Genomic DNA, 22442 nt, shown 5'->3' with positions numbered 1-22442 from the left:
GAGTTGGCGCCGTAGCGCCCTGAAAATCAACGTGTGGCCCATACAACCAGCACATCGGTGCTGAAGGAACCATCGGCGGCAATCTGAAAGTAGTCGCGCACCTCGTCCACCGCCGCGTCCTGCAATGCGCGAATGGCCGCACGTAACACCTCGGGTGTGCGCATGCGGTCTACCCAGCTCTGATAGTCCAGCTGCAGCCGTTGGCACTGATGGCGCTGCACCTGCAAGCCGGCATCGCCCAGCATCTGCAACCATTGCGCCACACTGTAGTCGCGCACATGGCTGGTATCGCGCAGCAGCTCGATCGCCTGCAGGTGCGTGTCCAGCAATGGCAGCCCAGGCGCCACCACGTCGATAAAGGCAGCGATCCCGCCTGGACGTAGCACGCGCCGCACTTCGCGCAGTGCCTGTCCCAGGTCGCTCCAATGGTGCACCGAGTAGCGGCTGACCACTGCATCCAGGCTGCCACTCTCGAACGGCAAGCGCTCGGCGATACCTTGCATGGTGCGCACCTGCGTCAGCCCACGCTCGACGGCGGTGGCCGCCACCACGGTGAGCATATCGGCAGACAGATCATAGGCCACCACCTCGGCCATCAACGGCGCCAGCTGGAAACTCACATGCCCGGCACCGCAGCCCAGGTCGAGCAATCGGCCGTTGCGATGACCGGCCAGACCAGCGCGGAGTTCGGCGAACTCGGCGCCTTGCGCATGCACGTCGCTATGCAGATAGGCCTGCGCCTGCGGCCCGAACTGCGCAGCGACATGCGCGCGCTGCGCTCCCGCATCGGTGGCGTTGGCAACCGAGTTCATTGCAGTGCGCCGAACAACCACGGTTGACGCGCGCGATGGCCTTGTTCGAAGCGACCGATCGCATCGGCGTCCTGCAAGGTCAGGCCGATGTCGTCCAACCCGTTGAGCAGGCAGTGCTTGCGGAACGCATCGATCTCGAAGCTGTATTCCACGCCATCGGAGCGGCGCACGCGTTGTGCGGCCAGATCCACGGTGAGTTGATAGCCCTCGGTCGCCAGGCATTGTTGGAACAACGCATCCACTTCCGCTTCTGCCAGCACGATCGGCAGCAGGCCGTTCTTGAAGCTGTTGTTGAAGAAGATGTCGGCAAAGCTCGGCGCAATCACCGTGCGGAAGCCGTATTCGTCCAGCGCCCACGGCGCGTGCTCGCGCGAGGAACCGCAGCCGAAGTTTTCGCGTGCTAGCAACACACTGGCGCCTTGATAGCGCGGGAAATTGAGGACGAATTCCGGGTTGATCGGGCGCTGGCTGTTGTCGCGACCAGGCTCGCCGATATCCAGATACCGCCACTCGTCGAACAGGTTCGGACCGAAGCCGGTGCGCTTGATCGACTTGAGGAATTGCTTGGGAATGATCTGGTCGGTATCGACGTTGGCGCGATCCAGCGGCGCGACCAGTCCGGTGTGTTGAGTGAAAGGGGTCATTAGGAGTGCCGGGATTAGGGGTTGGTAATTGGGGATTCGAAAAAGCTGGAATGCGCAGACTGGTCTTTAGGAATCCCGAATCCCCACTCCCAAATCCCCAAGCTCACGCACATCAACGAAGTGACCACTGACCGCAGCAGCCGCTGCCATCGCCGGGCTGACCAGATGGGTGCGGCCGCCGGCGCCCTGGCGGCCTTCGAAATTGCGGTTGGAAGTGGAAGCGCAATGCTCGCCGCTGCCCAGCTTGTCCGGGTTCATCGCCAGACACATCGAACAACCCGGCTCGCGCCATTCGAAGCCGGCGTCCAGAAACACCTTGTCCAGGCCTTCGGCTTCGGCTTGCGCTTTCACCAAACCGGAGCCCGGCACCACCAATGCTTGCTTGATGGTGGAAGCGACCTTGCGGCCCTTGGCAACCGCAGCGGCCGCACGCAGATCTTCGATGCGCGAGTTGGTGCACGAGCCGATGAACACGCGATCCAGATGGATGTCGGTGATCGGCTGATTGGCGCGCAAACCCATGTATTTCAGCGCGCGCTCGATCGAGTCGCGCTTGGTCGGATCCTGTTCGACGGCCGGATCCGGCACGTGCTGGTCCACCGCCAGCACCATCTCCGGCGAGGTACCCCAGCTGACCTGCGGCTTGATATCTTCCGCGCGCAATTCCACCACTGTGTCGAAGTGCGCATCGGCATCGGACACCAGCGTGCTCCACAACGCGACCGCCGCGTCCCAGTCGGCGCCCTTGGGCGCGAATGGGCGACCTTTGACGTAGGCAATCGTCTTGTCGTCCACCGCCACCATGCCGACGCGCGCGCCGGCTTCGATGGACATGTTGCAGATGGTCATGCGGCCTTCGATCGACAAATCGCGGATCGCGCTGCCGGCAAATTCCAGCGCATGGCCGTTGCCGCCAGCGGTGCCGATCTTACCGATCACCGCCAGCACGATGTCCTTGGCGGTCACGCCGAACGGCAGCGTGCCCTCCACCCGCACCTGCATGTTCTTCATCTTCTTGGCGATCAGGCATTGCGTGGCCAGCACATGCTCGACCTCAGAGGTGCCGATGCCGTGCGCCAGCGCGCCGAACGCGCCGTGCGTGGAGGTATGCGAATCGCCGCAGACCACGGTCATGCCCGGCAAGGTGGCGCCCTGCTCCGGCCCGACTACATGCACGATGCCCTGACGCGCGTCGTTCATCTTGAACTCGAGGATGCCGAAGTCGTCGCAGTTCTCGTCCAGGGTCTGCACCTGCAAGCGCGAGACTTCGTCGGTGATCGACTCCAGCCCGCCCTGACGCTCGGCGCGCGTGGTCGGCACGTTGTGATCGGGCGTGGCGATATTGGCGTCGATGCGCCAAGGCTTGCGCCCGGCCAGGCGCAGGCCTTCGAAGGCTTGCGGCGAGGTCACTTCGTGCAGGATGTGGCGGTCGATATAGATCAGCGACGAACCATCGTCACGGCGCGTGACCTCGTGCAGTTCCCACAACTTGTCGTACAGCGTCTTGGCAGTCATCGCAGCAACCCGATTGGCGGATGGTGGGTGCGCCCACCTGGCTGAGTTCGATGCTAGGAGCTTGCCTTGGATAACGCAAATTCATATTGTTTATTCAACAAATGAATTTCAGGAATAGTAATGGACCTGGGCAGCCTCAGCGCGTTCGTGGCAATTGCAGAGAGCGGTAGCTTCTCTGCCGCCGGCGAGGCGCTGCACCTCACCCAACCGGCGGTGAGCAAGCGCATCGCCTTGCTGGAAGGGCAATTGTCTGCACGCCTGTTCGATCGCCTCGGCCGCCAGGTGGTGCTGACCGAAGCAGGCCAGGCCCTGCTGCCACGCGCGCAACGCATCCTGGCCGAGCTGCAGGACACCCGCCGCGTGCTGGAACACCTTGGTGCGGCGGTCGGCGGGCGCCTGAGCCTGGCCACCAGCCACCACGTGGGCCTGCATCGCCTGCCCGCCCTGCTACGCCGCTTTGCTGCAGAACATCCGCAGGCGGCGCTGGACATCCAGTTTCTGGATTCGGAACTGGCCTATGCAGCTGTGCTGCGCGGCGAGGTGGAACTGGCGGTGACCACGCTGGCGCCAGACACACGTGCGCCGCTGCGGGCGGAGCCGATCTGGCATGACCGCCTGCAGTTCGTGGTGGCGCCGGATCATCCGTTGGCGGCGATGCGCGCAGTGACGCTGGAGGATGTGGTGGCGCACCCGGCGGTGCTGCCGGACCCGGGCACCTTCACCCATCGCATCGTCGCCGGCCTGTTCGCCGAGCGCGGGCTGGTGCCGAGCCTGCGCATGACCACCAACTATCTGGAGACGATCAAGATGCTGGTGTCGGTGGGCCTGGCCTGGAGCGTGTTGCCGGAGCGCATGATCGATCATCAGATCGTGGCGCTGCCGCTGGCCGATGTCGCGCTGTCGCGTGAGCTGGGTTGCGTGACGCATGGCGGGCGCACCTTGTCGCGTGCGGCGCAGGCGTTTGTTGCGTTACTGCATGCGCAGGCGGATCAGGGGCAGCTGTAAACATCATCGCCCCACCAAGCGATCCCGCCCCTGCCGCTTGGCCTGATACAGACGGCGATCGGCCAATGCCAGCAATTCGCGCCGGCTCGGGGCTTCATCGCTCATCGCCATGCCCATGCTGGCGGTGCAACGCACGGTGGTGCCCTGGGCGTCGACATCGATCGTTGCAAGCCGTTGGCGCATGCGCTCGAACAGCGCGCGCGCCTGCGCCGCGTCCAGCCCGATGGCCGCCAGCAGGAACTCTTCGCCACCATGCCGGGCGGCAAAGCACTGCGCCTGATCGTGTTCGCTCAATGCCTCGCCAATCGCAGACAACACCGCATCGCCGACCTCATGGCCGTAGGCATCGTTGATGCGTTTGAAGTGATCGATATCCATCAGCGCCAACGCCAATGCCGCACCACCGGCGCGCGCTTCGTCGAACCATTGCTGCAGCACGCGCTCGGCCTCGCGCCGGTTGGGCAGCGCGGTGAGCACGTCGTGGCTGGCGCGATACTCCAGCTGGCGCATCAACGCTTCGCGCTCCTGGCTGGCCTGCTGCAGCGCGAGGTTCTTGTCGCTCAACTCGCGTGTGCGCCGGTCGATCACCGTGTTGAGCTGACGCTGGCGTCGGCGGTAACTGGCCGTGCGCCATAAGTAAAACATGTAGATCACACTGCCCAGGCCAAGGATGCCCAGCGCGATCACTTCGCCACGCCGCCACCATGGCGGCGCCAGTTCGATGACCAGGCTGGATTCGCCCAGCAACGCGGTCTGCCGCCAGTCCACCGGCAGCGACATCGCCTGCACACGGAAACGAAAACGGCCCGGCGGCAGATTGGTGTAGATCGCCTCGATGGCGCTGTCGGCATCCACCCACTCCGGATCGAAGCCTTCCAGCCGGTAGCGATAACGCACCTTGTCCGGCCCACGAAAATTCAACCCGGCATAGCCAATGGCGATCCGTCGGGTATCTGCGCCAAACCGATGCGGGCCGTTCAACGGCTGCACCATGCCATCGACCAGCAAGCGCTCGAACACGATCGGCAAGCGATGGCCTTGCAAGGTGCCCACGCGCGCCGGATCGATCACCCCCAGACCGGCTGCGGTAGGAAACAACAGCTGCCCGGACCGTGTCATCCAGCCGGCCGGCGCGCTGCTGCCGTTGCCCTGATTGCCAGGCATGCCGTCGCTGCGATCCACCACTTCCACACTCAATTGGTCGCGCGTGCCCGCATCGAGCTGGTCGAAATCGCTGCGCGCGATGCGGAACACGCCATGGTTGCTCGACAACCAGAAATAGCCGCGGCCGTCGTCGATCACCCGAAACACCTTGTCGCGCGGCAGCCCGACCCGGTGGTCGTAGACGCGGAACGTTTCTCCGCGCAAGCGCAACAGGCCGCGATCGCTGGCGATCCACAGATCGCCGTTGGTATCGCGCAGGAAATCGAACGCGTTCTGCCCGGGGAAATCCTGCTCGCCCAGCCATGCGCGGGTGCTGCCGTCAGGCGACAGCGCGGTCATGCCGCGATCGGTGCCGCTCCACACAATCCCCTGCGCATCGCGATACAGCACCTGCACCGAACCGTCCGGCACGCCGTCGGCGGCGGTGTAGTGGCGCGCCTTGCCGTTGCGCCAACGCACCAGCCCGGCGGTGGTGCCGATCCACAGATCCTCGCCATCGGGCAGCACCGCGCGCACCGACATCGACGGCAAGCCCTCGGCTGCACCGATGCGCACCAGCACGCGGCCTTGCGCATCCAGACGCACCACGCCCTGGCTATAGGTGCCGGCCCACACACCGCCGTCGCCGGCGTCGGCCAGCGCCAGCACCGACTGTTCCAGCACGCGCCCGCCCTCGCTGGGCGACAACGACACCCGGCTGATCTGCTCGCCGCGCCAGCGGTCCAGGCCCACCGCGCTGCCCACCCACACCGTGCCATTGGGCGTCTGCAGCACGCTGCGCACGTAATCGGAGGTGAGGCCATCCTCGTGGGTGACGCCATGCGCGGCGCCTTCGGCAACCCGGAACAAACCGTGTGTGCTGCCGACCCAGATCAGGCCTTCGGCGTCTTCCAGCAAGGCCGGGCTGGCCACACCGGAAATGGCGATCTGCTCGTCCGGATCGTTTGCGCCGCTGTGCACCACCAGCAGCCCGGTCGACAGACTCATCCATAGATGCCCGCGTCGATCCAGCAACAACGAATCCACGCGTTGGCCCTGACGGAAGCGTTGCAGGCCACCGCCGCGGCTCCACCACCACACCCCGTCGTCGCCAGCCACCAGCAAACCGCCTTCACGGTCGCTGGCCAGCCGTCGCACCGGCGCATCGCGCATGCCATGCGCCTTGCCCCAGGCGGTTGCCGGGCTGCCATCCTGCGGCAGGCGATACAGCCCGACCTCGGTGCCGACCCACAGATCGCCGTCGTCGTCGGCCGAAAGGGCCGTGACGCGTGCACGCGGCAGCCCGGCCTGGCGGCCCACATCGACCACCCGCCCATCGGCCTCGATCCGGTACAGCGTCTGCGGGGTGCCCGCCCACAACGCGCCATCGGCACGCCGCAGCAATGCGCTGACCGCCAGATGCCGCGCGGAGGCATCGCCCAGCTGCTGCCAGTGGCCGTCCTGATAGTGGTAGACCCCATCGAACGCAGTGCCGAACAACATCCCGCCGGTGCTGTCGCGCACCACCACGAACACACCGCCCAGCTCGACGCCCGGGGTGTTCTGACGGTCGTAGACCGTGAAATCGCGGCCGTTGAAGCGCGCCACGCCTTCCCAGGTGCCGAGCCAGATCAGGCCATCTTCGCCCTGCGCCACCGCATGCACCAGGTTGTGCGGCAGGCCGTCGTCCATGCTCCAGCGGGTGACGGTGTGATACGCGGTGTGTTTGAGCGGCTGGGCGAAGGTCGGCCAGCCGCCGAGCAGCACGCAGCACAGCAACGCGCATCGCCACAGCGACGGCCACAACGGCCCGATCCGCAGCACGTACCTGCTGCGGACGCAGCCTGTACGCGTTTGCGCCCCGACCCTGTCCACGCTTTCGTCCCTCGTCTGTCCCGTCTGAAGGTCGCCGACATACGCCGACGTACCGTCAGTCAATCTATCACCGGGGTTTTTTCAGCGCCCTAGGGGTATCCCCTACAGCGGCCCGGCGAGTAATGACACCGAGAGGCATTCAGATGAAACAATTAACGGCGATAAGCAAGCTGGTGCGCGACGCTCAGCATCGGTGGCGGGGCAGACGCCACAGTTTATGAGCGCTTCAATGCATTCCATAGGCGCCGAGTATAAATATAGAACCCGATGGTCTAGTATTGGCGATATGTCCAGTTTGCCCCCCCTCAAGTCCAAGACCAAGAGCAACGGTCCTGGGCGTCCCAAGGATCTTGGGAAACGCGCCGCCATCCTGGGCGCCGCCCGTACCATGTTCATGGAGCAGGGCTTTGCAGGGGTGAGCATGGACGGCATCGCTGCAGCCGCCGGCGTCTCCAAGCTGACCGTTTACAGTCACTTTGGCGACAAAGAAAGCCTGTTTTCCGAGGCGATCCGCGCACAATGCCAACACATGATGCCGGACGATCTGTTCGACCACGCGCCCAAAGGCAACTTGCGCGACCAGCTGATCGAAATCGCCAACGCCTTTTTTACGATGGTCAGCGCCGACTCTGCAATCGCCACCCATCGCATGATGATGGCGCCCGGTACCGGCGATGTGCATGTCCGCGAGATGTTCTGGGATGCCGGTCCCAAGCGCACCCAACAGGCGCTGGCGGATTTCCTGTCGGCGCGGGTCGCCGATGGCCAATTGGAAATCCCCGAGCTGGAGCGCGCTGCTTCACAGTTTTTCTGCCTGCTCAAAGGCGAGCTGTATGCGCTGATGATGTGCGGCCTTCATGGTCAGCCCACCCGCGCGCAGGTGGATGAGCACATTCAGGCCAGTGTGGATTTCTTTTTGAGGGCGTATGCGCCGCGCTGATTGCACCGAGACGTTGGTGGCGATGACTTCCGGCACTGCGTGCTTTGGCCGCGCGCGGCGATGCTAGATGCGCCAGTTGCCTCGCGCACCGGTAAAATGCCTGCCCCACTGCGTTGGATAGCCGCACCATGACGATCGATTTCTCCCAAGCCCGCGAAAAAATGGTCGAACAGCAGATCCGGCCGTGGGATGTGCTGGATCTGCGCGTGCTCGAGGTGCTGGCGCGCCTGCCGCGCGAGGCCTTCGTGCCGGAGGCTTACAAGACCCTGGCCTACGTCGATGTGGAAATTCCGCTGTCGGCCGGCCACAAGATGATGAAGCCGGTGGTCGAAGGCCGCATGCTGCAGGCGCTGGATCTGCAGCCGGGCGAAGACGTGCTGGAAATCGGCACCGGCAGTGGATTTTCCACCGCCTGCCTGGCCGCACTGGCCCGCGAAGTGGTGAGCCTGGAGATCGATCCGGCACTGGCCACCGCCGCACGCGCCAATCTGGACAGCACCGGCCTGGGCAGCAACGTCCGCATTGAAACCGCCGACGTGTTCGGCTGGCAGAGCGAGCGTCGTTTCGATGCCATCTGCATCACCGGCGCAGTCGACACGCTACCGACCCAGTGGCTGCAGTGGTTGCGCCCGAATGGCCGGCTGTTTGTCGTGCGTGGTCACGAACCGGTGATGGAAGCAGTCCTGGTGCGTGGCGACGTCAACGCTCCGCGCATCGAATCGTTATTCGAAACCGACCTCGCCTATCTTCAGGGCGCCGCACCGACGCCCCGATTCCAATTCTGATTCCCAAGGAAGCTTCCCCGATGATCCGCCGATCCCTCGTTCTGGCCCTGGCCGCCGCCCTGTCTCCGATGGCAGCACATGCCACCGATCTGCTGCAGGTCTACGAAATGGCCCGCAACGGCGATCCGCAGCTGGCCGTGGCCGAGTCCACTCGCCTGGTCAATCGGGAGGGACAGGTACAGGCGCGTGCGGCGTTGCTGCCGCAGTTGGATGGTAGCGCTGGTTTTACCCAGTCGCATCGTGAACTGGAAGGCCTGCCGGGGCGTTCTACCACCAAACAACGCCAGTACGCGATCCAGGGTAATCAGACCATCTTCAATTGGGCGCAGTTCGCCAACTTGCGTGCGCAGCGCGAGGTTGCCAAGGCGGCAGATTTCACGCTGGCATCGGCCAATAACGATCTGATCACCCGCACCTCGGCGGCGTATTTCCAGGTCTTGGTCGGCATTGAATCGCTAGCTGCGGCAGAAACAAACGAAGCGGCTGCCAAGAAGCAGTTCGATTACGCCGACAAGCGGCTGGAAGTGGGCCTGGCCCCGATCACCGACGTGCACGAAGCCCGCGCCCAGTACGACCAGGCGCGCGCCGACACCATCAATGCCCGCAATACGCTGAAAGACTACTACCAAGCGCTGACCGAGCTCACCGGCCAGCCGGTGGTTAGTCTGCGTGCGTTGCCGGAAGAGTTCCGTCCGGAAGTGCCAGCCGCGTATGCCAATGTCGACCAGCTGGTGTCTACTGCCATTGCCGACAACCCGGCACTGAAAGCGCAACAGTTGCAGGTCAGCGCGGCCGAAGCGCAGGTCAACGCCGCGCGAGCGGGCCACTACCCAACACTCAATCTTTCCGGAAGCATCGGTCGTACTAATAGTTGGGGAGGTGGTGGTCCGGTGGATGAAACCATCGGCAACTTTACTAGCGATAGTCGCAACATCGATACCGATTCGATCGGCATCACGCTGTCGATTCCGATCTTCGCCGGTGGTGCCACGCAGTCCGCCGTGCGTCAGGCGCTGTCGCAGCGCGATATCCAGCAGGACACCTACGAGCAGCAGAAGCGCGCACTCGATCGCAACACGCGCAATGCCTATCAGACTGTGGTCGCCGGCATCAGCGAAGTGGAAGCACGTCGTCTGGCCGTGGTCTCCGCACAGGCCGCATACGACGCGTCGCAGGTGGGTCTGGAAGTCGGCACGCGCACCGTGCTGGACGTGGTTCAGAACCAGCGCACGCTGTTCCAGGCGCAGCTGAACTACGCGCAGTCGCGCTACAACTTCCTGCAGAACCGTTTGCTGCTGGGCCAGGCGATTGGCAAGCTCGACATCACCGATCTGCAGGACGTCAATCGCCTGCTGTCGCAGGATGCCGAGTCCAAGCTGCAAGGCAGTGGTTCACTGCAGTAATGCGAGCGGATAGGTAACTAAAAAAGGCGGGCGCAGGCCCGCCTTTTTTATGTCCGATGCAAGCGCATACCTGGCTGCGTGCGATACCTGCGATGACTGCCGCATCAGCGGGTGATCTGCTGCTTTGCTGCAGGGCCCCTTCCTTGCCCGCCTACCATCGCGGGATACGCTGCAAGGCAGAGCATCTGCGGCTTCGCTGCAGGGCCCTTACCCGCCCACCATCGCGGGACACGCCGCAAGTACGTCCGTGTAGGCTCTTACGCGGCATCCTTGCCGCGTAAGGTCCCGCGACGGTGGGCGGGCAAGGACCAATCAAGATGGTCGGTGTGCATGGTTTTGAACAAAGCAACCGATTAACTCTCTGGTGCGGTGTCCTTGCCGATTGCGGGACCGTGTGGCGGCATGGATGCCGCCACCGAGCCTACATGGACGTACTTGCGGCGTGTCCCGCGAGCGGTGAGGGCACCGCACGCTCGACCAATGTGGCTTGAGACTCTCCAGATGACGCCGAAAACGGCTAACAAACCGACTGTGCGATCGCCACGTCTTGTTAGCAGCTCCAAGGCGGCTTGATGATGTGACTGAGCATGACTGCCACAGTTTCACCGCAACGATGCAGAGCGAACGCAGCTACATCTTCAGGACGCCACACCCTCGCTGACCACAGGCGGCAGGTCCGGCGCGATCTGCACCAGCGTGCGTGCCACTGCGCCCTTGCCGTTGGCGACCAGCGCCAGGCCTGCGGAAGCCATCGCCTCGCGCTGGGCCGGGTCGCCGAGCAGACGCGCGAGATCGTGATACACGCTGTCGGCATCGTCGCAGATGGTCACCGCATCGGCCTCGCGCATGCGCCGCGAGATCTCCGAGAAATTATGCAGATGCGGGCCGGTGACTGCCGGCGTGCCAACCGCTGCCGGTTCGAGCAGGTTGTGTCCGCCGATCGGCTGCAAACTTCCGCCGACGAAGGCGACCTGCGCGCAGGCATAGAAACTCATTAGCTCGCCCAAGGTATCGATGACGAATACCTTGTCGCGCGCTTGCGGCCACTGCTGGATCTTGCGTGTGGACACGGACCAACCACGTTCGCGCGCCAGCGCCTCGACCTTGGGAAAGCGCTCGGGATGCCGCGGCGCCCACAACATCAATAGATCAGGAAATTGCATCAGCAGGCGCGCATGGATGTCGGCCACAGCCGCCTCCTCGCCTTCGTGCGTGCTGGCGGCAATCCACACCGGTCGCGTTGCCGGCACGTGCGTATGAAACTGCGCGACCAGGGCCTGCAACTGTGCGGGCGCGGCGATATCGAATTTGAGATTGCCCAACGCGATCACTTGATCTGAGCGCGCACCCAGCGTGAGGAAACGCTCGGCATCGTCGTGCGATTGCGCCGCCACGCAGGTGACGGTGCGCAGTGCGCGGCTGATCAATGGTGCCAGCACGCGATAGCCGCGCAGCGAACGCGCCGACAGCCGCGCGTTGAGGATGTACACCGGAATGTTGCGGTCGCGGCAACCGAACAACATGTTCGGCCACAGCTCGGTCTCCAGAATCAACGCCAGCCGCGGGCGGAAATGCTCCAGGAACCGGCCCACGCTGCCGGGCACGTCGTAGGGCAGATACACATGGTCCACCGCATCGCCCCACACCGCGCGCACGCGCTCGGAGCCGGTGGGGGTGATGGTGGTGATGACCCAACGGATATCCGGACGCTGCGCACGCAAGGCATTGACCAGCGGCGCGGCGGCATTGACCTCGCCCACCGACACCGCATGCACCCACACGCGCGGGCGACCGCAGGCATGCGTGTAGGACGCATAGCGCTCGTTCCAGCGATTGAAGTATTCGCGCACGCGAAACCCGCGCCACACCAGGTGGTACACCGTCACCGGCAGCAACAGGTACAACAGCGCCGAGTACAGCCCGCGCAACAGCCATTCGATCGGGTCTTTCCGCATGCGTGCAGGATACGGGAGCGCCCACACGTGCGCATGTGCACGCTGCCCGGCGCACGCAATCACTTAGAATTAGGCCATGTCCGAGCCCGCCAACGTCGCCGTCCGCCCTTCCCTGCGCACCCCCAAGCACTGGCCGATGTATCTGGGCCTTGCATTGATGGTACTGGCCGGGCGCCTGCCCTGGATGCTGCAACGCGCGTTGGGCCGCGGGGTCGGCTGGCTCACGCTGCGTCTGGCCGGCACGCGTCGGCGCGCTGCCGAGGTCAATCTCAAGCTGTGTTTTCCCGAGCAGGACGATGCCTGGCGAGCGCGGCTATTGCGCGATAGTTTCGATGCGCTGGGCGTGGGCCTGTTCGAATTCGCACGCGCCTGGTGGGGCAGTATCGATGCCATTCGTCCGGGCGTGCAGGTCGAAGGGCTGGAGCATCTGCAGCGTCTGCAGGAGCAGAAGCGCGGCGTGTTGCTGGTGTCCGGCCACTTCATGACGCTGGAAATGTGCGGGCGGCTGCTGTGCGATCACGTGCCGCTGGCCGGCATGTACCGCAAGCATCGCAACCCGGTGTTCGAATGGGCGGTCAAACGCGGGCGGCTACGCTATGCCACGCACATGTTCGCCAACGAGGATCTGCGCGCCACCATCAAGCATCTCAAGCGCGGTGGCTTTCTGTGGTACGCGCCCGATCAGGACATGCGCGGCAAGGACACCGTGTTCGTGCCGTTCTTCGGGCATCCGGCTTCCACCATTACCGCCACGCACCAGCTGGCGCGGTTGACCGGTTGCGCGGTGGTGCCGTATTTCCATCGGCGCGAAGGTGGCCGCTACATCCTCAAGATCGCACCGCCGCTGGCAGGCATTCCCTCCGAGGATGTGATCGCCGATACCGCGCAGGTCAATGCGGCAATCGAGGACATGGTGCGCGAGGCGCCGGATCAGTACCTGTGGATCCATCGGCGCTTCAAACGCCAGCCGGGCGGGCGCAGCGATTTCTATCGGTGATGTAGATGCGCAGCTGCGTCACGCATGCGTTCGCAGATGACTGCCTTGGTTTACAGAACCAGCCAGGAGTCCGTCGCGAGTGGGCGTTGGGATGAGTGCGCACGTCGCGCAAGCAACCGCAGTTGACGCGTGATTCCCGCCTGCCGTGCCGATCTGGCGCTGGGCGCAATCGTCTTGAACGCCACGCCTATCGCGACGGTGGCTGATCCGCGTCGTCGTTGAGCAAGGCACCGGCATACAAGCCGGCCAGCATCAGGCTCAGGCCACCCCAGAAGCTGGAATAGAACGCCAGATGCGTGTTGAGCGGAAAGACCGTTGCCACCAACGCGATCATCGCCGGACGCGCCTGCTCACGCGCCGCAACGCTGGAATAGCGCCACGCGCGCCACGCCTGCGCCGCACCGGCCAGCCATAGCAGCAAACCGATGACGCCGGTTTCGGCAAGAATTTCCAGCACGATCTGGTGTGCATGGAAGGCCGGGCCACCGCCCCATGCCGGCGCCTGTTCGGGTGCCGGATTGCAGGCCGGATATGCCTGTCGGAACCCGCGCGCGCCCACACCGTTGAGCGGATGCGCGCGGATCATGCACAGCGCCGCGCCCCAGATCTGCGCACGCCCGGACAAGGCCTGGTCGACGCCTTGTTCGCCATTGCTGAAGGCCAACGCGGTGCGCTGGATGCGCTCGCGCGCTTGCGGTGCCATCGCCACCACGCCAACGGCCAACAGCGCGCCGACCACCGCCACCGCGAGCAGCCGACGGCCGCCCAGCAACTGCCAGCCGGACAGCAGCACGATCACGCCGCAGGTGATCCACGAGGCGCGCGAACCGGCCAATACCAGCACTACGCCAACAGCTGCCGCAGCGCCCGCCCATGCCCAGGCAGTGCGCCGCCCGAGCGCAAGCAGCAGGAACGGCGACAGACTGGCCAGGGTCTGCCCGAACTTGAGATTGCACGGGCCCAGCACGCCGCTGAGGCGGTCGACCAGTGCCAATTCTTCCGCCGTGCACAGGCCATGCCCGCTGATCAATTGCTTGATCTGATCCAGGCCGAAGAACAACGGGCTGCTGCCGAATGCGGCCTGCAGCAGTGCGTCCAGCGTCCACACCCCGCCGATCACCGCCAGGCCGATGAAGGTGCGCCGGCGGCGCTGCGCATTGGCCACCGCAATCGCGCACAACCACATGAAAGGCAGATAGCGCAGATCGGTGGCCGATTTACGCAACGCGCGCCCTACGTCCACCGCATCGAATGCCGACAACATCTGCGGCAACCAGTACGCGAAGAACAACACACTGGTCAGCGCCCACGCCGCGCCGCTGAGCAACCGCGTGCCACCACGGAAACGCGCATGCAACAGGCGATAAGCGGCGAACACTGCGCCCAGCGACAACACCGTTTCGGCCAGCCCGGGCGTGGGCCATAGCGCCACGAACAGGATCACCCACAGCGGTGCCCAGCGACCGGCATCGGGCGTCAACGTGGGCGCGGGTGGGATGGCCTCAGCGGCGGAGTTCGTCATAGACCTTCAAGGTGGCCGATTGCATGGCATGCAACGTATAGGGGAGCGCAGCTGGCGGTGTCGGCGCTTGCTGCAGCATGCCGAGCGCCTGGGCGCTTAGCGCCTGGGCATCGAACGCCGGCACTGCGCCGGCAGGCTGCAGTTCGGCCAGCAACTCACCGACACCACCGTGTGCCCAGCCCAACACCGGCCGGCCCACCGACAAGGCCTCCACCACGGTGCGGCCGAACGCTTCGGGCTTGCGCGAGAGCTGCAGCACCAGATCGCTGGCCGCATAGGCCTCGGCGATGCGTGCGGTGGGCTCGGTGAAGGCGACCGCCTCTGCCACGCCTAGTCTGCCAGCCTCGGCTTCCAGCTCGCGCACATAGGCTTCGCGGCCCGGCTCACGCGCGCCCGGCAGCCACAACCATGCAGGCACGCCGGCAGCGCGCACGTCGGCGAGCAATTGCAGGCCGTCGGCATGGCCTTTCAGGCGCGTGCCGCGGCCGGGCAGCAGCAGCAATGGGGCGTCGGCCGGCCAACCGGGCAACAGTGTCTGCACCCATTTGCGTGCGCGGTGATCGGGGTGCGGGCGACGCGGGAACTGCGCGATATCGACACCGCGCGGGATGGTGCGCAAGCGGGTGGTGTCGGTCTGCGGATAGTGCGTGCAGACGTAATCGCGCACCGTCTGCGAGACGCAGATCACCCGCTCGCCGTATGTCATCACCGCGCTGTAACGGCTGGGCGAATTGAGCCCGTGCACAGTGGTGACAAAGCGCGGCCGCGCGACCTGGGGCATGCCGCGCAGCGCGTACCAGCCCAGCCAGGCCGGCAGGCGCGAGCGCGCGTGCACGATGTCGGCACCGAGTTCGGCAAATAGCCGGCGCAGGCCGGCCACGTGGCGCAAGGTCAGCAGCGACTTGCGCCCAATCTCCAGAGTGAGATGTTCGCCGCCCGCCTCCAGCAACGGCTGGACCAGGCGACCGCCGGCAGAGACCACCACGGCGCGGTGGCCGGCGCGCACCAGCGCAGCGGCGATTTCCAGGGTGGAGCGCTCGACGCCGCCGGACTGCAGCGCCGGCAGCAGTTGCACCACGGTCAGGCGGTGCATCCGGCCAGGATCAGTCGGCGAGCACGAACAACGCGCCGCAATACGGGCACTTGGCTTCGCAGTTGGGCTCGTCTTCGATCGGCAGGTACACACGCGGATGCGAGTTCCACAGCGCCATCTGCGGCGTCGGGCAGCTCAGCGGCAGATCGCCGCGGTGCACGGTGTAGCGCGATTCGGCATTGGCGGGCGCGGTGGCGGTCTGGCTCATGGCGGCACGATCGTAAAGGCAAGGCAGAGCGCGGATTCTAGCAGCCTGCGTGGTGATCGGCCCATTGACCGGGCTGGGTGGGTAGGGTTGCGCTGGTCTCGGCGGGAGGCCGGGCGGCGGATGGCGATGTGGCTGGTCCGGCAATGACCTGCCCCGCCGCCGGCGTGGCAGCGCCACGCCACCACGCCGGAACATCGCGCTTATCATCGCTGGGCAATTGCGCATCGGGATCAGATTGGGTGATCTGCAAAGACCGCGCACATCCGTCAACCGTACACGCCCTGCTACGTCGCTAGCCAAGGAGACATCACCACGTGACCTCGCCTGTCGTTCTGCTGCGTCCGCGTGGCTCGTTGTTCTCGATTGCCGTTGTCCTGGCTTGCGTCGCGCCACTGCCGGTTGGGGCGGCGACCGGCTTTTCGAGTTCGTTCGAAGAGGGGCAGCCCTTGCCGGTCAGCGCTGCGGCAGGCGATGTGCAGATTGCGATCGGCACGGGCCCCGCTGCGCCGTATGCAGCCAAGCCGAACGCCGGTTACAGCGGTGCCCATGCGTTGCGGTATGACAGCCGTGGTGCGGGCGGGCGACGCACCTTGTTTAGTAGCGATAGTTTGATCGGTGCCGATACGACGCTGTCGTGGCTGGTGTTGCCGGAAAGTGTGGGCAGCGATCATGTGGCCTCGACCTATGTGTCGTTGGATCTGTTGCTGGACAACGGCACGCGCGTGTCTGCCAGCGCCGCGCAGGATCAACATGGCGTCGCACTTGGTGCACGTGCGCAGGGCGACTCGAAGACGCTGTATCCGCAGCAATGGGCGCGCAAGGCGGTACGGCTGGGGGACGTGGCCGCTTTACGTGGGCGCCGCGTGGTGGCGATCGAATTGGAGGTTGCGCCGCCTGCAGGTGCGGCCAGTGCCGGTTGGATCGACGATATTGCCATTACCGATGTGCCGCTCACTCCTGCAACGCGTCCTTCGGACTGGGTGCTGACCACGCGCGGCACGCAGTCCAATGGCACGTTCTCGCGCGGCAATAATTTCCCTGCAACCGCAGTGCCGCATGGCTTCAACTTCTGGACGCCGGTGACCGATGCAGGAACGCTGACCTGGCTGTATCGCTGGAACGAGCACAACGCTGCGGACAACCGCCCGCGCTTGCAGGCGCTATCGCTCAGCCATCAGCCGAGTCCGTGGATGGGCGACCGCCAGACCTTTCAGGTGATGCCGTCGTTGAGTACGGGCGCGCCTGAGGCCGATCGCAGCAAGCGCGCCCTGCCCTTCTCGCATGACACTGAAATCGCGCGACCGTATCGCTACGCAGTGCAGTTGGACAACGGGATCCAGGCCGAGATCGCGCCGACCGATCATGCAGCGCTGTTCCGCTTTCGCTTCCCGGCGCAGGGCGATGCCAATCTGCTGTTCGACAATGTGGACGCGCGCGGTGGATTGCACCTGGATGCTGCAACACAGACGCTCTCCGGCTACACCGATGTGCGTAGCGGCCTGTCAACCGGCGCGACGCGCATGTATGTCTATGCCAGCTTCGATACACCATGGAAAACCAGCGGACTGAGCGACACCGGCCGGCCCACCGGCTGGATCAAGTTCGATGCGGGCAGCACGCGGCAGGTGCAGATGCGCATCGCCACCTCGCTGATCTCGCTCGACCAGGCCAAGCACAACCTTGCGCTGGAGATCGCGCCGCAGGCGACCTTCGAGCAGATCGCCGCGCATGCGCAGGATGCATGGGATGGGCTGCTGGGACGCTTCGAGGTGCCCGACGCCACGACCGACCAGAAGACCACGCTGTATTCCAATCTGTACCGGCTGCATCTGTATCCGAATTCCGGCCATGAAAACGTCGGCAGCGCGACGGCGCCGGACTGGCGTTACGCCAGCCAGAGCAGCTGGTCGGACACCAACATCGATGGCAGCGCGGTGCGCAGTTTCGCGCCGATCCGCGATGGCCGGGTCTACGTCAACAACGGCTTGTGGGACACCTTTCGCACCGCGTGGCCGGCGTATGCGTTGTTCGCATCCGACGATGCCGGCGCATTCGTGCAGGGCTTTCTGGAGCAATCGCGTGCAGGTGGCTGGGTGGCGCGCTGGTCCTCGCCCGGTTACGCCGATCTGATGGTGGGCACCAGTTCCGATGTGGCGTTTGCCGATGCGTGGCTCAAGGGCGTGCAGGGTTTCGACCCGGCCGAGGCGTACGCTGCCGCGCTGAAGAATGCGACCGTGGTGGCGCCGGATCGCCACGTCGGCCGCAAAGGCATGGCGCGTTCGACCTTTCGCGGTTACGCCGATACCGAGACGCATGAAGGCATGTCGTGGTCGATGGAAGGCGCGCTCAACGACTTCGGTATTGCCAACATGGCCGATGCCTTGTCAAAGCAGGCGACGACGGCAACAGCGCGCGAGCGTTATGCCACCGAAACGCTGTATTTTCGTCATCGTGCGGCCGGGTATTCGGCACTGTTCGATCCAGCGATCGGCTTTTTTCAGGGCCGCAAGGCGAATGGCGATTGGCGCGTGGATGCTGCGCACTACGACCCGCGCGTATGGGGCAACGATTACACCGAATCCAGCGGCTGGACGTTTGCATTCACCGCACCGCACGATGGCGAAGGCCTGGCCACGCTGTATGGCGGGCGCGCGGGACTGGCCGCGAAACTGGATACATTCTTTGCCACGCCCGAAACCGCCGAAGCCAAGTTTGCCGGATCGTATGGCGACACCATCCACGAGATGACCGAGGCGCGCGATGTGCGCATGGGCATGTATGCGCACAGCAATCAGACTGCGCACCATCTTCCGTGGATGTATCTGTACGCCGGGCAGCCATGGAAGACACAGCGCATTACCCGCGAGATCCTCGCGCGCTTGTATCTGGGCAGCGAGATCGGCCAGGGGTATCCCGGCGATGAGGACAACGGCGAAATGTCGGCGTGGTATCTGTTCGCGGCGCTGGGGCTGTATCCGCTGCGCATGGGTGCGCCGGAGTATGTGATCGGCTCGCCGCTGTTCAAGCATGCCAGCGTGCGTCTACCCAATGGCGGCATGCTGGTGGTCAATGCGCCGCAGAATTCGGCGCAGAACGTGTATGTGCAATCGCTCAGGGTCAATGGAAAACCCTGGCGCAAGACATGGTTGCCGCATGCGGACATTGCAAAGGGCGCGACGCTGGACTTCGTAATGGGACCGACGCCGTCGCGCTGGGGCACCGGTCCTGACGATATGCCGCCGTCATTGACTGCGCCTGGGGAGCACCCTGCCCCGCTGAAGGATCTGCTCGGAGACACCGCGCGCATTACGCTGGACGATGGTGGCGATGTCGCTGCGTTGCATGACGACAATGCGGAAACGGTCGCTGCAATTGCATCGACATCGAAATCGACGCTGACGCTCAGCGGCATTGCGCGCGGTACGCCGACGCTCTACACACTGACCAGCGGCAATGCAGCGATTTCTGCAGGTGGGTGGACGCTGGAAGCCCGTGCGCCTGGTGGTGCGTGGACGATGATTGATCAGCGTCGTGATGAAGCGTTCGATTGGCCGTTGCAGACGCGGCCGTTTCGGATTGCTCGGCCTGGAGCGTATGTGGAATATCGACTGCGCTTCAGCGCGCCTGCGAAAGTGCAGCTGGCGGAGCTTGAGTTATTGGGTGTGGAGCCTGCGGTGCGTTGAGGCTAGCACTGTCCGCGATCCATCGTCGCGTTGTTATGGCATTACGATTTGCCGCACTCAGACAGGCGCAAGTTGCTCTCGCACAGTTATGGAGCACAAGCTCTGCTGCTGTCATCGAGAATCGCGCAGGCCACGGAAACCACGACGGAGAACTCGCTTGCCTTGACTAAGTCATGTCAACGACGCGCCAAGGCGGCAGCGTGGCCGGGGATTGGCGGAGAGCGGCACACGGATGTGCCGCGGCGGCGAGTCAGACAGGATGTCTGACCGAGCCGAAGAGCCGATTCCCGGACGCGCTGGCGCCCCTCACCGAAGCCAGCGACTTACAGCTGCGTGCTTGGCACTAACCGGAGAAACCGTACCCTCACCCCAACCCCTCTCCCGGGGGGAGAGGGGCTTTCGAGCATTGCTTGCTCAGCCGTCGCTTTTCATGGCCTCAGCCGCTGCCTTTCCTATCGTTGCTTTATCAGCAACCGATCTCTCAACCATTCCCCTTATCGGCTACCGCCTTTTCCGCATCGCGCTGCTTGCGGATCTGCGCATCCACCGCCGCAATCGCCGTCATGTTCATCACCCGGCGCGAGGTGGCGCTGGTGGTGAGGATGTGCACCGGCTTGGAGATGCCCATCAGGATCGGCCCGATCGCCACGCCGTCGGTGAACACGCGCACCAAGTTGTAGGCGATGTTGGCCGCTTCCAGGTTCGGCAGCACGAACAGGTTGGCGCGGCCCTTCAGCGTGCTGTTGGGCATGATCTGCTTGCGCAGCGCTTCGTCCCAGGCGGTGTCGCCCTGCATTTCGCCGTCGATGTTGAGCTCGGGCTTGCGCTTGAGCAGTGCTTCGCGCACCGCACGCATCTTCAAGGCATCGCGCGAATCGTGGCTGCCGAAGTTGGAGTGCGACAGCAGCGCGATGTTGGGCTCGATGCCGAACAACTTGAGGCGATACGCGGCCTGCAACGTGGCTTCCACCACTTGTTCGACCGTCGGGTCTTCCTGCACATGCGTATCCAGGAAGAAGAACACGCCCAACTGGTTGATCACGCCGGTCATCGCCGAGGTGGAGCTCACGCGCGGTTCCAGCGGAATCACGCTGCGGGCGTAACCCAGCTTCTTGTGGAAGCGACCGACCACGCCGGACAGCATCGCATCGGCCTCGCCACGCGCCACCATCACTGCGGCAATCAAGGTCGGACGCGAGCGCATCAACTCCTTGGCAGCAGTGACGGTTACGCCGCGACGTTCGGTCAGTGCGTGGTAATACTGCCAATACTCGTTGAAGCGCGGGTCGTCGTAGATGTTGGTGATTTCAAAATCCACGCCGGCGGTCAGGCGCAGACCCATGCGCTCGATGCGCGCTTCGATGACGTCCGGGCGACCGATCAGGATCGGGAAGGCCAGGCCTTCGTCGACCACGTTCTGTACCGCGCGTAGCACCACTTCCTCTTCGCCTTCGGCATACACCACGCGCTGCTTGTCGGCGCGCGCGCGGTCGTAGACCGGCTTCATCATCAGGCTGGTGCGATAGACAAACTGGCCGAGCTTGTCGCGGTACGCCTCCATGTCGTCGATCGGGCGCGTGGCCACGCCCGAATCCATCGCCGCCTGCGCAACCGCCGAGGACAACTCCACCAGCAGGCGCGGGTCCAGCGGACGCGGAATCAGGTATTCCGGGCCGAAACTCGGGGTCTCGCCGCCGTAGGCAGCGCCCAGGTCGGAGGCCTCGCGCCGCGCCATCGCCGCAATCGCCTTGACGCAGGCGATCTTCATCTCTTCGTTGATGCCGGTGGCGCCCACGTCCAGCGCACCGCGGAACAGGTACGGGAAACACAGCACGTTATTGATCTGGTTCGGGTAGTCCGAACGGCCGGTGCCGATGATGCAATCCGGACGCACCGCCTTGGCCGCTTCCGGGGTGATCTCCGGATTGGGATTGGCCAGCGCGAAGATCACCGGCTGGCGCGCCATCGTGGCGACCATTTCCGGCTTGAGGATGCCGGCCGCCGACAGGCCCAGGAAGATATCGGCGCCCTCGACGATTTCGGCCAGGGTGCGCTTGTCGGTGTCGCGTGCGTAGCGCTGCTTGTCCGGGTCCAGGTCGGTACGGCCGGTGTGGATCACGCCGTCGCGGTCCAGCGCCAGGATGTTCTCCGGCTTCAGGCCCAGCGAGACCAGCATGTTGACGCAGGAAATGCCGGCCGCGCCCATGCCGGTGGTGGCCAGCTTGACCTCTTCGATCTTCTTGCCGGTGACCACCAGCGCGTTGAGCACGGCGGCGCCGACGATGATCGCGGTGCCGTGCTGGTCGTCATGGAACACCGGGATGTTCATGCGCTCGCGCAGCTTGCGCTCGACGATGAAGCACTCCGGCGCCTTGATGTCTTCCAGATTGATGCCGCCGAAGGTCGGCTCCAGGCTGGCGATGATGTCCACCAGCTTGTCCGGGTCGTTTTCGTTGATCTCGATGTCGAACACGTCGATGCCGGCGAACTTCTGGAACAGCACGCCCTTGCCTTCCATCACCGGCTTGGACGCCAGCGGGCCGATGTTGCCCAGGCCCAGCACGGCGGTGCCGTTGGTGATCACCGCCACCAGGTTGCCGCGCGCGGTGAGCTCGCTGGCCTGGGTGGGTTCTTCGACGATCGCCTCGCAGGCGAAGGCCACGCCCGGCGAATACGCCAGCGACAGATCGCGCTGGGTCAGCATCGGCTTGGTCGCGGTGACCTTGATCTTGCCGGCCGGCTGCTGGCGGTGGTAGTCGAGGGCGGCCTGTTTGAAGTCGTCGTTGGACATCGGCTGTGTGGGTCTCGAAGGCGCAGGAGGGCTGAATTCTACCCTCCTGCCTGAACAAGGGCCTGTCGCGC

General features: G+C 64.7%; 15 protein-coding genes. 6 read left to right on the top strand and 9 right to left on the bottom strand.

Annotation, left to right across the window (positions count from 1 at the left end; all coding sequences use genetic code 11):
• Positions 1-26: 26 nt before the first annotated feature.
• The 3 genes from AC1PLU_RS04660 to leuC form a co-directional block, all read right to left on the bottom strand.
• Entirely contained in the window at positions 27-812 is a 786-nt protein-coding gene (locus AC1PLU_RS04660; protein ID WP_481107844.1) for a class I SAM-dependent methyltransferase, read from the bottom strand.
• The gene (gene leuD, locus AC1PLU_RS04655; RefSeq protein ID WP_481107843.1) at positions 809-1456 is read right to left on the bottom strand and encodes a 3-isopropylmalate dehydratase small subunit; all 648 of its coding nucleotides are present in this window, start codon (positions 1454-1456) and stop codon (positions 809-811) included. Before leuD ends, AC1PLU_RS04660 begins: the two co-directional genes overlap by 4 nt.
• Positions 1457-1522: 66 nt before the next feature.
• Positions 1523-2971 (bottom strand): 3-isopropylmalate dehydratase large subunit, encoded by a 1449-nt coding sequence (gene leuC / locus AC1PLU_RS04650; protein WP_481107842.1) that lies wholly within the window; start codon positions 2969-2971, stop codon positions 1523-1525.
• A 120-nt stretch (positions 2972-3091) separates the two neighbouring features.
• Between leuC and AC1PLU_RS04645 the strand changes: the two genes are divergently transcribed.
• A complete protein-coding gene (locus tag AC1PLU_RS04645; protein ID WP_481107841.1) occupies positions 3092-3976 on the top strand; it encodes a LysR family transcriptional regulator in 885 nt (294 codons plus the stop codon).
• 3 nt (positions 3977-3979) lie between these two features.
• Here AC1PLU_RS04645 and AC1PLU_RS04640 read toward each other — a convergent pair whose 3' ends face one another.
• Positions 3980-6994, bottom strand: coding sequence for a two-component regulator propeller domain-containing protein (locus AC1PLU_RS04640; protein ID WP_481107840.1), 3015 nt, complete (start codon positions 6992-6994; stop codon positions 3980-3982).
• Positions 6995-7280: 286 nt separating this feature from the next.
• On the opposite strand from AC1PLU_RS04640, the gene AC1PLU_RS04635 reads away from it, so the two are divergent.
• The 3 genes from AC1PLU_RS04635 (at position 7281) to AC1PLU_RS04625 (ending at position 10122) form a co-directional block, all read left to right on the top strand.
• Positions 7281-7934 carry a TetR/AcrR family transcriptional regulator gene (locus AC1PLU_RS04635; RefSeq protein WP_481094971.1) on the top strand — a complete coding sequence of 218 codons (654 nt, stop codon included), beginning with the start codon at positions 7281-7283 and terminating at the stop codon, positions 7932-7934.
• Between the two features lie 128 nt (positions 7935-8062).
• Positions 8063-8719, top strand: coding sequence for a protein-L-isoaspartate O-methyltransferase family protein (locus tag AC1PLU_RS04630; protein ID WP_481094919.1), 657 nt, complete (start codon positions 8063-8065; stop codon positions 8717-8719).
• A 20-nt stretch (positions 8720-8739) separates the two neighbouring features.
• Positions 8740-10122: a TolC family outer membrane protein gene (locus tag AC1PLU_RS04625; RefSeq protein ID WP_481094918.1), complete on the top strand. Its 1383-nt coding sequence runs from the start codon at positions 8740-8742 to the stop codon at positions 10120-10122.
• A 638-nt stretch (positions 10123-10760) separates the two neighbouring features.
• Here AC1PLU_RS04625 and waaA read toward each other — a convergent pair.
• A complete protein-coding gene (waaA, locus tag AC1PLU_RS04620) occupies positions 10761-12077 on the bottom strand; it encodes a lipid IV(A) 3-deoxy-D-manno-octulosonic acid transferase (protein WP_481094917.1) in 1317 nt (438 codons plus the stop codon).
• A 76-nt stretch (positions 12078-12153) separates the two neighbouring features.
• On the opposite strand from waaA, the gene AC1PLU_RS04615 reads away from it, so the two are divergent.
• Positions 12154-13074, top strand: a complete 921-nt coding sequence (locus AC1PLU_RS04615) for an LpxL/LpxP family Kdo(2)-lipid IV(A) lauroyl/palmitoleoyl acyltransferase (RefSeq protein ID WP_268214232.1) — start codon at positions 12154-12156, stop codon at positions 13072-13074.
• Between the two features lie 187 nt (positions 13075-13261).
• On the opposite strand, the gene AC1PLU_RS04610 is transcribed toward AC1PLU_RS04615, so the two are convergent.
• The 3 genes from AC1PLU_RS04610 to AC1PLU_RS04600 are packed head-to-tail and all read right to left on the bottom strand — an operon-like array spanning position 13262 to position 15897.
• Positions 13262-14596, bottom strand: a complete 1335-nt coding sequence (locus AC1PLU_RS04610) for an O-antigen ligase family protein (protein ID WP_481107839.1) — start codon at positions 14594-14596, stop codon at positions 13262-13264.
• Positions 14577-15689 (bottom strand): glycosyltransferase, encoded by a 1113-nt coding sequence (locus tag AC1PLU_RS04605; RefSeq protein ID WP_481107838.1) that lies wholly within the window; start codon positions 15687-15689, stop codon positions 14577-14579. The genes AC1PLU_RS04610 and AC1PLU_RS04605 overlap by 20 nt, the downstream gene beginning before the upstream one ends.
• A 10-nt stretch (positions 15690-15699) precedes the next feature.
• Complete coding sequence (locus AC1PLU_RS04600) at positions 15700-15897, bottom strand: zinc-finger domain-containing protein (protein WP_006451050.1); 198 nt, start codon at positions 15895-15897, stop codon at positions 15700-15702.
• Between the two features lie 314 nt (positions 15898-16211).
• Here AC1PLU_RS04600 and AC1PLU_RS04595 point away from each other — a divergent pair, with 314 nt between their 5' ends.
• The gene (locus AC1PLU_RS04595) at positions 16212-19580 is read left to right on the top strand and encodes a GH92 family glycosyl hydrolase (RefSeq protein WP_481107837.1); all 3369 of its coding nucleotides are present in this window, start codon (positions 16212-16214) and stop codon (positions 19578-19580) included.
• Between the two features lie 481 nt (positions 19581-20061).
• Here the strand turns inward: AC1PLU_RS04595 and AC1PLU_RS04590 are convergent, their stop codons facing one another.
• Positions 20062-22371: an NADP-dependent malic enzyme gene (locus AC1PLU_RS04590; RefSeq protein ID WP_006449791.1), complete on the bottom strand. Its 2310-nt coding sequence runs from the start codon at positions 22369-22371 to the stop codon at positions 20062-20064.
• Between the last annotated feature and the right edge of the window lie 71 nt (positions 22372-22442).

It is taken from the genome of Xanthomonas sp. NCPPB 2933 (assembly GCF_056725225.1).
Note: the sequence above shows the minus strand (reverse complement) of the source record. Positions and strands in the feature narration are given on the sequence as shown.